Source organism: Massilia sp. CFBP9026 (genome assembly GCF_034045165.1).
Taxonomy (GTDB): Bacteria; Pseudomonadota; Gammaproteobacteria; order Burkholderiales; family Burkholderiaceae_D; genus Telluria; species Telluria arenae.
Genome location: NZ_JAXCWH010000013.1, coordinates 109,136 through 120,393, shown reverse-complemented (window position 1 = coordinate 120,393; position 11,258 = coordinate 109,136). Strand labels below are relative to the sequence as shown.

The 11,258-nt window shown below is 65.0% G+C and carries 10 protein-coding genes; 5 read left to right on the top strand and 5 right to left on the bottom strand.

Annotated elements, in window-relative coordinates; genetic code table 11:
- Window positions 1-437 (bottom strand): IS1/IS1595 family N-terminal zinc-binding domain-containing protein (locus SOM28_RS24515; protein ID WP_414675213.1); only part of this gene is annotated, 437 nt, incomplete at its 3' end.
- 423 nt (window positions 438-860) lie between these two features.
- On the opposite strand from SOM28_RS24515, the gene SOM28_RS24510 reads away from it, so the two are divergent.
- Window positions 861-2,672 carry a S8 family peptidase gene (locus SOM28_RS24510; protein ID WP_320469735.1) on the top strand — a complete coding sequence of 604 codons (1,812 nt, stop codon included), beginning with the start codon at window positions 861-863 and terminating at the stop codon, window positions 2,670-2,672.
- Window positions 2,673-2,796: 124 nt separating this feature from the next.
- On the opposite strand, the gene SOM28_RS24505 is transcribed toward SOM28_RS24510, so the two are convergent.
- On the bottom strand, window positions 2,797-3,774 hold the full coding sequence (locus tag SOM28_RS24505; protein WP_320469734.1) for an AraC family transcriptional regulator: 978 nt from the start codon (window positions 3,772-3,774) through the stop codon (window positions 2,797-2,799).
- 60 nt (window positions 3,775-3,834) lie between these two features.
- On the opposite strand from SOM28_RS24505, the gene SOM28_RS24500 reads away from it, so the two are divergent.
- The 3 genes from SOM28_RS24500 (at window position 3,835) to SOM28_RS24490 (ending at window position 6,997) form a co-directional block, all read left to right on the top strand.
- Window positions 3,835-4,863: an aldo/keto reductase gene (locus SOM28_RS24500; RefSeq protein ID WP_320469733.1), complete on the top strand. Its 1,029-nt coding sequence runs from the start codon at window positions 3,835-3,837 to the stop codon at window positions 4,861-4,863.
- 74 nt (window positions 4,864-4,937) lie between these two features.
- Window positions 4,938-6,026: a DNA polymerase IV gene (gene dinB / locus SOM28_RS24495; protein ID WP_267876075.1), complete on the top strand. Its 1,089-nt coding sequence runs from the start codon at window positions 4,938-4,940 to the stop codon at window positions 6,024-6,026.
- Window positions 6,027-6,100: 74 nt separating this feature from the next.
- Window positions 6,101-6,997, top strand: a complete 897-nt coding sequence (locus SOM28_RS24490; protein WP_123070554.1) for a recombination-associated protein RdgC — start codon at window positions 6,101-6,103, stop codon at window positions 6,995-6,997.
- 103 nt (window positions 6,998-7,100) lie between these two features.
- On the opposite strand, the gene SOM28_RS24485 is transcribed toward SOM28_RS24490, so the two are convergent.
- Together SOM28_RS24485 and SOM28_RS24480 are read right to left on the bottom strand one after the other, a co-directional pair.
- Window positions 7,101-8,738 carry a catalase gene (locus SOM28_RS24485; RefSeq protein ID WP_320469732.1) on the bottom strand — a complete coding sequence of 546 codons (1,638 nt, stop codon included), beginning with the start codon at window positions 8,736-8,738 and terminating at the stop codon, window positions 7,101-7,103.
- Between the two features lie 115 nt (window positions 8,739-8,853).
- Window positions 8,854-9,339, bottom strand: a complete 486-nt coding sequence (locus tag SOM28_RS24480) for an asparaginase domain-containing protein (RefSeq protein ID WP_123068451.1) — start codon at window positions 9,337-9,339, stop codon at window positions 8,854-8,856.
- 136 nt (window positions 9,340-9,475) lie between these two features.
- On the opposite strand from SOM28_RS24480, the gene SOM28_RS24475 reads away from it, so the two are divergent.
- Window positions 9,476-10,231: an L-asparaginase gene (locus tag SOM28_RS24475; protein WP_123068478.1), complete on the top strand. Its 756-nt coding sequence runs from the start codon at window positions 9,476-9,478 to the stop codon at window positions 10,229-10,231.
- Here SOM28_RS24475 and SOM28_RS24470 read toward each other — a convergent pair whose 3' ends face one another.
- Window positions 10,232-11,224, bottom strand: coding sequence for a D-2-hydroxyacid dehydrogenase family protein (locus tag SOM28_RS24470; protein WP_320469731.1), 993 nt, complete (start codon window positions 11,222-11,224; stop codon window positions 10,232-10,234).
- Window positions 11,225-11,258: the final 34 nt, after the last annotated feature.

Below are 11,258 nucleotides of genomic sequence, written 5' to 3'. Positions count from 1 at the left end.
ATACCGATCAGGCGCTCGGGACGGTCGTCCTTGACCCGGTCCAGAAAGCGATGGCGCCAGCGAAACGTCGTGTTGTGGTGCACGCCGACCCGCTTGGCCTCAGAGCGGACCGTGCGGGAATCGAGCACCGTTCCCAGATACTCGATCCACTTGCCCTTGTGCCTGAGCCGCGCCAGCGGCGTGCCGGTCAGGTCGTTGAAGGTACGGCCGCATGCGCAACAGCGATAGCGTTGCAAGTCATTGGCCTGGCCATGGCGGTGGCAATGCTCGCAACCGCAATCCGGGCAGCAGCGTCCCTTTGACCGGATCTGGTCGATAAGGGCGACCACCCGGTCGAGCCCGGCTGCCGGATGCAGGGCTGCGAGCACCTGCTGACGCTGCGGATGGTTCAGCAGCGCTAGCTGCGCGAATAACTCCTCAAACTTCGGCGCTTTCATGGCGCGCTCCGAGCGATGGCGACCAGGATTGGACCGCGAGTCAGCTCAGCAGTTCAATGCTCATCCACAGCTAACGTGTACTGCGCCTTTTCGTTTTGGCTCAGCCGCGCCCGGATAAAAACCAAAAGTGTTACATGAATATTTATCTGTTAATTACCATATTCACAATGCATACTTGTTCAATATCTTTATTGTGGCAATAAATATTCTGCATATTTAACGATTTGCCGAAGAAGTCATGTTTTTGCTGGATGTGCCGAGTTAACCGTTGTATGCACGCCGAAAACGATTGGAATTTCTTCCTGCCGATTGTTTCTTTCACCTACGCTGAGTTCGCCGCCTCGAGACGGCACCGGCACTGCCGGTCCTACAACGACACAAGCGAACCATCGCTTGACGGAAAACCTTGAAGAAGGAAGAACCATGAAGCAAACGCATTCGATTCATCCGACCGTGTTGAAGATGTGTGCAGCGGTCGCGCTGGCGCTGGGAGCCGGATCCGCCCTCGCGGCCGCCGGCGAGGCCGGCAGCAGCGCGCCGCAGTTCGTCGTGGAAACAGACCGTATCATCGTGAAGTACCGCGACTCGAAGGCCGCCGCCAACGGCGCCGCGGCCCGGGTCGCCAGTGTGAGCGTCGACCGTAAGGCCAAGCTCGACCGCGCCGGCCAGCAGTTCGGCGTGGTGGTCAAGGAAAGCCATGCCATCTCGACCGGCGCCCAGGTGTTCAAGCTCGACCGCCGGCGCCACCTGAAGGAAGTCGAGTCGCTGGCCGCCGAGATGATGGCGCGCGACCCGGCCATCGAATACGCCGAGCCGGACCGCATCATGACCCATATGGCGACGCCGACCGACCCGCGCTACACCGACCAGTGGCACTACTACGAAACCGCCGGCGGCCTGCGCCTGCCGACGGCCTGGGACAAGTCGACCGGCAGCGGCGTGGTGGTGGCGGTGATCGACACCGGCTACCGCCCGCACGCCGACCTGTCCGGCCAGCTGCTGGCCGGCTATGACTTCATCAGCACCGCCACCATCGGCAACGACGGCAATGGCCGCGACAGCGACGCCAGCGATCCGGGCGACGCCGTGGTGGCCGGCGAGTGCGGCAATGGCCAGCCGACGCGCGACCAGGGTTCGAGCTGGCACGGCACCCACGTCGCCGGCACGGTGGCGGCGCGCACCAACAACGGCGCCGGCGTGGCGGGCGTGGCCTACAACGCCAAGGTCGTCCCGGTGCGCGTGCTCGGCAAGTGCGGCGGCTATACCTCGGACATCGCCGACGCGATCACCTGGTCGTCGGGCGGCAGCGTGTCGGGCGTGCCGGCCAATGCCAACAAGGCGCGCGTGCTGAACCTGTCGCTGGGCGGCGGCGGCGCCTGCGGCGCGACCACCCAGAACGCCATCAACGGCGCCCGTTCGCGCGGCGCGGTGGTGGTGGTGGCCGCCGGCAACGACGCCGTCAACGTCAGCAACGCCAGCCCGGCCAACTGCTCGGGCGTGATCGCGGTGGCGGCCACCGGCCGCACGGGCGGGCGCGCTTCGTACTCCAACTACGGCACCCTGGTCGACGTGGCGGCGCCGGGTGGCGACGGCGCCAATGGCGTGCTGTCGACGCTCAACACCGGCACCACCGTGCCGGCCTCGGACAGCTATGCGGCCTACCAGGGCACCTCGATGGCCACGCCGCACGTGGCGGGCGTGGCGGCGCTGATGCTGGCGCTGAACACCAACCTGACGCCGGACGACATCGAATCGAAACTGAAATCGACGGCGCGCGCCTTCCCGGCCAGCTGCTCGGGCTGCGGTACCGGCATCGTGGACGCCACCGCGGCGGTCAATGCGGCCACCACCGGCGGCACGGCGGCCACCACCCAGGCCGAGGCGGAGTCGAACAACACCACCGCCAGCGCCAACCTGGTCACCTCGGGCAACACGACCGTCAACGGCAACCTTGGCTCGACCACCGACACGGATTACTTCCGCGTCGACCTGCCGGCCGGTAAGACGCTGAGCGCGGCGCTGACCCCGGGCCTGTCCAATGCCGACTACGACTTGTATGTCTACAACGGTTCGGGCACGCAGCTGGGCACCAGCCAGAACGGCGTCGGCGCGGTGGACAGCGTCAGCTCCAGCAATACCGGCAGCAGCGCGTCGACCCGCTATGTGCGCGTGACCTACTACAGCGGCGGCACCGGCGCCACCAATGGCAAGTACTCGTTGAAGCTCACCTGGTAAGGCGTAATCTCGTTGCGTTAGCTGCAACTTACCCGTCGTTCCCGCGAAGGCGGGAACCCCAGTGTGCAAGCGTTTCGACGACGCTGGCAGTACTTGGGTCCCCGCCTGCGCGGGGACGACGGTTCTACTGGGGCGGGTTGAGAGCCGAGACAACGCGTTTCTGCTGCCGGTACGCCCCCGGTGCGCTGCCGCTGCTGCGCTTGAACGCGGCGCTGAACGCGCTCTCGGACGCGTAGCCGAGACGCCAGGCGATGGCGGCGAGCGGCGTGTCTTCTTCATGCAGGGCCTTCCGCGCCAGCCGCATGCGCCAGGCCTGCAGGTACTGCAGCGGCGCCACGCCGACCAGCTGGCGGAAGCGCAGCGCCAGCGCCGAGCGCGACATCGCGGTTTCCCGCGCCAGCTCCTCGACACTCCAGCGCCGCTCGGGCGCGCCGTGCAGCAGGCGCAGCGCGGGGCCGATCTTCGGGTCGGCCAGGGCGGCGAGCCAGCCGTGCCGCGCGCCGCCCGGTTCGCGCAAGGCCTGTACCAGGGCGATGCGCGCCAGGCCGTCGGTCACCAGGCGTGCTCCGGCATCCGGCGCGCCAGCTTCCTTGCCATACAAATCCAGCAGCGCGCGCAGCGCCGGCGCGGCCTGTGAGCCGCGTGGAATGTGCAGCTCGGGCGGCACCATCTGTTCCAGCAGGTCGCGTTGAGAGGCGTCGAATTCGAAGCGGCCGGCGATCATCTCCATGCCGTCCGCAGCATTCGGATCGCCCCATGTGGCCGCGCCGCCGCGCAATGCCGCGAAGTGGGCAGCGCCATCCTGTGCGGATAGCGTGAGATCGGTGGCCGCGATATAGGGCCGGCCGCTGCGCATCAACAGGCAGTCGCCCGCCTCGAGCCGATAGGGATGGGCGTCGCCCTCGACCTGCACGAACAGGACGCCGCGCAGCTGGGCGATGAATTTCAGGTAGGGATACGCAGGAAAGCGCAGCGCCCACGGTCCACCGGCCGTCATGTGCAGCGCGGCGCCGCTGCGCACCTGGAGCAGGGCCAGCACGTCGGAGAGCGGATCGGAAGGCAAGTCTGGACGGTCGCGCATGAACGGTGGAGGACGCAGCATGGTGGGCCGCGCCGCCCGATTCTACACTGGCCTCATCGATTTTTCTGAAAGGTCTCTCTCATGCAATACCGACGACTCGGCAACTCCGGCATCATCGTTTCCCGCCTGTGCCTCGGCGCCATGACTTTTGGTGGAGCGGCGACGCCGCCCTACGACAAGGTCGGCGGCCTGGACCTGGCCGCCACCGAGCGCCTGGTAAGTAGGGCACTGGACGCCGGCATCAACTTCATCGACACCGCCGACGTGTATGCCGACGGCGAATCCGAAAGCCTGCTGGGGCAAGCCCTGGCCGGCCGGCGCGAAGAGGTGGTGCTGGCCACCAAATTCCACGCGCCGATGGGCAAGGGCCCGAACGACGCCGGCCAGTCGCGCCTGCACCTGACGCGCGCACTCGAGGCCAGCCTGCGCCGCCTGAAGACGGACCACATCGACCTGTACCAGATCCATAACGTCGATGAACTCACGCCGATCGAAGAGACGCTGCGCGCGCTCGACGATGCGGTGCGCGCCGGGAAGATCCGCTACATCGGCTGCTCGAACCTGTCGAGCTGGCAGACCGCCAAGGCGCTCGGCTTGTCCCGCCTGCACGGCTGGTCCTCGTACGTGTCGGTGCAGGCCTGCTATTCGCTGGCGGTGCGCGACGTCGAGCGCGAGATCCTGCCGCAGGTGCAGGACGCGCAGCTCGGCCTGATGGCCTGGAGCCCGCTGGCCGGCGGCCTGTTGTCCGGCAAATTCGACCGCGCCGGCAGCAGCGATCCGGATGCGCGCCGCATCCACATCGATTTCCCGCCGATCGAGCCGGAGCACGGCTATACCGTAATCGACGCCGTCAAGCGGGTGGCGGCGCGGGTCGAGGCCACGCCGGCCCAGGTGGCGCTGGCCTGGCTGCTGGCGCGTCCCGGCGTGACCACCGCCATCGTCGGCGCCCGTCGTCCGGAGCAGTTGCAGGACAATCTGCGCGCACTCGAGCTGGCGCTGGGCGAGCAGGACATGGCGGAACTGGATGCGGCCAGCAGCCTGCCGACGTACTATCCGGCCTGGGTGCAGGCGATGACCAACGTCCACCGGGACGGCTTCCTGGCGCGCTAGCTTGCGCCAAACGGGATTTCGGACGATACTGTATGCAATTACAGTAGTCCTCCCCGAACGGGGCGGCCTCCAGCGTGAACGCCCCGGTCCGAAAAATCATCCACTGCGATTGCGATTGCTTCTATGCGTCGGTCGAAATGCGCGACGATCCGTCGCTGCGCGGCCGTCCGCTCGCCGTGGGCGGCCGGCCCGACCAGCGCGGGGTGGTCGCGACCTGCAATTACGAGGCGCGCCGTTTCGGCATCCATTCGGCGATGGCGACCGCCACCGCCATCAAGCTGTGTCCCGATCTGCTGGTAATCCCGCCGGCGATGGAAAAATACCGCATCGCCTCGCGCCAGATCATGGACATCTACCAGGACTACACCGAACTGGTAGAGCCGCTGTCGCTCGACGAAGCCTACCTGGACGTCACCGATTCGCCGCACTGCAAGGGCAGCGCGACGCTGATCGCGCAAGAGATCCGGCGCCGCATCTTCGAGACGGTCGGCATCACCGCCTCGGCCGGCGTGGCGCCGAACAAGTTCGTGGCAAAGATCGCCAGCGACTGGAACAAGCCGGACGGGCTGTTCCTGGTGCGGCCCGACGAAGTCGATGCCTTTGTCGCGGCGCTGCCGGTCAAGAAGCTCCATGGCGTGGGCAAGGTGACGGCGGAAAAGATGAACCGCCTGGGCCTGCAGACCTGCGCCGACCTGCGCGGCTGGAGCATGGACCAGCTGCAAGAACACTTTGGCAGCTTCGGCGCGCGCTTGTACGACCTGAGCCGCGGTATCGATTACCGCGAAGTGAACGTCTCGCGCGAGCGCAAGTCGATCAGCACCGAAGAGACGTATACGCCCGACGTGCCCGACCTGGCCGGCTGCCTCAAGTTGCTGCCGGACCTGTATGAGCACCTGCTGGGCCGCATCAAGCGCGCGAATGCCGAAAAATTCATCAACAAGCTATTCGTAAAAATCAAATTCTCGGATTTCCAGCAGACGACGGTCGAGTGCGTGGGCTATGCGCCACATATTCCGACCTATGCGCGCCTGATGGAAACCGGCTGGGCCCGCGCCAGCCGCCCGGTGCGCCTGTTGGGCGTGGGCGTGCGCCTGGGCGACACTGAAACCGTTGAGCAGCTGCGGCTGTTCGACGACGTTCTGGACGATTCGATAACGTCCTGAGCTTTTTGTTCGACGTTGCCGCATAGCAGCGTAGAATATCGATCCTTTGAAATACTGACACGACCGGATAACCTATGTGGTTCAAGAATCTCCAGATCTACCGTCTGCCGGCCCCTTGGGCCTACACCCCTGAACAACTGGAAAAAGCCCTCGAGCCGCAGGCTTTCGTGCCTGCCAGCAGCAATGAATTGCTGCGCCAGGGCTGGGACGCGCCGCGCCCGAACGGCGGCCTGGTCCACGTGGTCAACAAGCAGATGCTGATCATGCTGGGCACCGAGAAGAAGCTGCTGCCGGCATCGGTCATCAACCAGGTGGCCAAGGCCAAGGCGGCCGAGCTGGAAGAGCAGCAGGGCTTCCCGCCTGGCAAAAAGGCAATGAAAGAACTGAAGGAACGCGTGGCCGACGAACTGTTGCCGCGCGCCTTCACCCTGCGCAGCAATGTCTGGACCTGGATCGACCCGGTCAATGGCTGGCTGGTGGTCGATGCGGCGAGCCCGGCGAAGGCCGACGACATCGTCAAGCTGCTGCTCAAGGCGGTCGACAAGATGCCGCTGGAATCGCTGCGCGTACAGAAGTCGCCGGTCGCCGTGATGACCGGCTGGCTGGAAGCCGATGAAGCGCCGTACGGCTTCACGATCGACCAGGACACCGAGCTGCGCGCGACCGGCGAAAGCCGCGCCGCGGTGCGCTACGTGAAGCACACGCTGGAACCGGACGACATCCGCCGCCACATCGCCGCCGGCAAGCAGTGCACCCGCCTGGCCATGACCTGGAACGACCGCGTCAGCTTCGTGCTGACCGAATCGCTGGCGATCAAGGGCATCAAGCCGCTGGACGTGATCAAGGAAGGCGAGAGCCCGACCTATAACGACGATGAGCGTTTCGATAACGACATCATGTTGATGACGGGCGAGCTGGCCAAGTTGCTGACCGATGTGGTCGAGGCGCTGGGCGGCGAAGCCAAGGCCTGATGCGCTGAGGGTGATTGAACGCGTGGACGGGAAACCCGTCCACCCTACGGTACCAAAATGTAGGGTGGACGGCTCTGCCGTCCACGCGTTCAACTAACCTGTCTTATTTCGCCGCCGCGACTTCCTCGCTGGTCGCAGGCTCCGTCTTCCCACCCGCACCACCATTCTCCAGCTCCCCGCTGGTATACGTTGCTCCCTGCCGATCCTCATGCGGCGCCGGACGGTTCGGCAACGGCGGCAGCGCCTTGGCCTTCTCCAGATCGATCCCGGCGACTTCGGCCACGCGGCGACCGTAATCCTCGTCGCAGTGCCACAGATGCCACACCATGCGCAGCTGGATCGGTTCCGGGCATTGCTTCAGATCGCCCCCGACGTTGCCCACCAGATCGTCACGTTCCCAGTCCTCGAACGTGCGGTAGCGCGCGCCAGCCTGCTTGTAGTCGTCGCGCGTGGTCGTGGTCTGGTAGCGTCCCAGGTGACCTTCGACCCATTGATGGTATTCGTAGCCGGGCTGCTCGGCTTCCTGGTAGCCACCCATCAGGCTCGGCTCGTAGTTGATGTGCTTGTTCTCGTCCGAACCGTCGACGCCGTCCACATAGAACGTCATCTGGCCATCGCGCTGGTTGGTGCGCGCCTTCGCCTTCTCTTGCGGTGCGTTGATCGGCAATTGCAGGTAGTTGGGCCCCACGCGGTAGCGCTGCGTGTCCGAATACGACAGGGTACGGCCCTGCAGCATCTTGTCGTCCGAGAAATCGATGCCGTCGACCAGCACGCCGGTGCCGAAGGCCGACTGCTCAGTTTCTGCAAACACATTGTCCGGGTTCTTGTTCAGCACCATGCGGCCCACCGGCAGCAGCGGGAACTGGTCTTCCGGCCAGCGCTTGGTGTCGTCCAGCGGGTCGAAGTCGAGCTCGGGATGCTCGCCGTCGGCCATGATCTGGACGCACAATTCCCATTCCGGGTAGTCGCCGCGCTCGATCGCGTCATACAGGTCGCGCGTGGCGTGGTTGGTGTCGCGCCCCTGGATCTCGGCAGCCTGCTGGGCGGTGAGGTTGCGCACGCCCTGCTTGGGCTGCCAGTGGAATTTCACCAGGTGGGCAATACCCTTGTCGTTGACCAGCTTGTAGGTGTTGACGCCCGAACCTTCCATCTCGCGGTAGTTGGCTGGGATGCCCCATGGGCTCTTGACCCAGGTAACCATATGCAGCGCTTCCGGGTGGCTGCAGATGAAGTCATAGAAGCGCCACGGCTCTTGCTGGTTGGTGACGGGATCGGGCTTGAAGGCGTGGATCATGTCCGGGAACTTGATCGCGTCGCGGATGAAGAACACCTTCAGGTTATTGCCCACCAAATCCCAGTTGCCGTCGACGGTTTTCAGCTTGACCGCGAAGCCGCGTGGATCGCGTGCGGTTTCCGGCGATTCCTTGCCGCCGATCACGGTCGAGAAGCGAACGAATACCGGCGTCTGCACGCCCGTCTCGTTGAGCACGCGTGCCGTGGTGTAGGTGGAGGCGGGTTCGTCGCCGATCTTGCCATAGGCTTCGAAAACGCCGTGGGCGCCGGTGCCGCGCGCATGCACGACGCGCTCGGGGATGCGTTCGCGGTCGAAGTGGGTGATCTTTTCGATGAACTGGTAGTTCTCGAGCGTGGCCGGGCCGCGTTCGCCGACCGAGCGCAGGGACTGGTTATCGCGGACGGGATGACCCTGGCGCGTGGTCAGCGTGGGACGCTTCTCATTCATTGCCTTCTCCTTTGATGCGGGTGATCGAGAAGGGCAGTATAGGAAGTCGAACAGGAAGGCAGCGCGCGGCTGCCCTCGCTTTTAATCCCCGTCAAACAGACGCAGGAACTATTGCTTACAACTGCTGGAAGACGCCTTCGCTGCGGTTCTTGGTCACGTTATCCCACGGGAAAACCTGGCCGTTCATGGCGACATACACGCCGGCCGGCAGGGTCTGCGCTACGCCGCAGGCAAAGCCCAGGTTGAACAGCGCATCCGAATTGGCGATGGAATACGGGATCATGGCGCCGGTCAGCACGATGGTCTGGTCGAGTTTGGCGGCGCCGAGCACGGCGGCCGTCTGGGGCATGGTGTCGGTGCCGTGCACGATCACAATGGCCTTCTCGCTGGCGGCCTGGCACGAGGCCAGCACGCGCTGGCGATCGGCGTCCTGCATGTCGAGCGAATCGAGCAGCGGCAGCACGTCGAGCGCGACCGGCACCGTCATGCGGCTGCGCTTGATTACCTCTGGCAGATGGCTTTCAGCAAAGCCGAGTACGCCGTTCAGTTCGTTGTAATGCTTGTCGAAAGTGCCACCGGTGGCGATGAGTCGCAAAGTCATGTTGGTTTATCTACTCGCAGAAAAAAGGTGCGTCATGATAGCCGCAAACCATAGTGTATCCGACTGTGACTGCGCTAGAATCGTCCGGATCGGATGAGTACACTCATCGTCCTTCTTCTCTTTCTTTCCCTTGGCCATGAAAGCAGTCGCACCCGGCACCGTCATCTTCCACCGCCATCGCGGCTATGGCGTGATTACCCACGTCAACCTGCTCACTGGCTGGATCTCCGCGCGTTTCAACGACGAGGCGCGCGCCCTCGACCTGAACCTGTCGAGCGACGAGGTCCAGCACGCCGACGGCGAGCCGATCCTGTTCCGGCGCGCGCCGCCCGACCGCATGCCGCATGCGCGCCTGATGGCCGTGGTGCGCGCATTGCACGAGGCCGGCTACCAGAAGCTGTACCTGTACTCCTGGCCCAAGCCCTCCGGCCTGCACTGGCGCTGGCACTTGTTCACGGGGCCGCGCAACTGGATGCAGCGCACCTGGCGCGAAGGCTGGTATGGCTCGGGCGCCGACTACAACAACAATCCCGTGATGGGTTGGGGCGACGTGCCGGGCGCCACCACCGACGAGCTGATCCACGCGCTGGCGAAGTTCGATCCGCAAGGGCTGGCGCAGGCGTTGGGCCGCGACGAAGACCACACCGCCTGGTTCGCGCAAGCCTGCGACTTGCTGCTGCCGGGATACATGTACAGCCTCAATATGGAACGCCCCGCGGGCGGCGGGCTGGTCGAGACGCCGGCGGTGCCGGTCGTGCCGGTACGGGCGGGCTTGAAAGGCTACAGCGGCCCCGACATCGGCTGGCCGCCAGGCTGGGCGGGACTCTGGACCGGCACCCACGTGATGCCGGCGCCAAAGATCAAGCTCACGGGCGAGCCCGAGCTGGGCTGATCAGCGCTTGCCCAGCGCCTCCGGATTGAGGATGTTCGCCGGCTCGCCTTGCGCGAATTTCACGATGTTCTGGAACGCCGCCTTGAAATAGATTTCGTAACTGTCTTTCTCGACATAGCCCAGGTGCGGGGTGGCCAGCACCGTCGGGATGCGCAGCAGTGGCGAATCCTGCGCCAGCGGTTCGCTGGTGAACACGTCCAGCGCCGCCGTGCCCGGACGTCCCTGTTTGAGGGCTCCCTCGAGCGCGCCATCCGCCACCAGTTCGGCGCGGCTGGTATTGACGAACAGCGCGTCCGGCTTCATGCGCGCCAGGTCGCTGGCGGTGACGATGCCGCGCGTCGATTCCGCCAGCCGCAAATGCAGGCTCAGCACGTCGGCCTGCTCGAACAGCGCTTCGCGTGAGGGCGCCGCCTCGAGGCCGTCGGCGACGGCCGCCGCGCGGCTGGCCTCGCTGCCCCAGACCAGCACCCGCATCCCGAAGGCGCGCGCATAGCCGGCCACCAGCTTGCCGATCTTGCCGTAACTCCACAGGCCCAGGGTACGCCCGTGCAGCACCCGTCCCACGCCATTGAGCTCCGGATTGATCGAGGCCGTCTGCCACAAGCCATCCTTTAGATTGTTTGCATATGGCACGATCTTGCGGCTGGCCGCCATGATCAGGGCCCAGGTCAGCTCGGCCGGCGCGAACGGCGAGCCGACGCCCTCGGCGATGGCGATGCCGTGCGCGGTCGCGGCGGCCACGTCGATATGGCCGCTGACCTTGCCAGTCTGCGAGATGAGCTTCAGGTTCGGCAGCTTCGCCAGCAATGCCGGCGACAAGGCGGTGCGTTCGCGGATCAGTACCAGAGCGTCGAAAGGGGCCAGGCGGATCGCCATCTGGCCCAGTCCACGCGTGGTGTTATTGAAGACCTTGACCTCATGGCCGTCGAGCAGTCGGAAGCAGTCAAGACCGCGCACGGCGTCTTGATAATCGTCAAGAATCGCGATTTTCATTGGTGTTATCAGAGTTATATCAGTTAAATGTAAA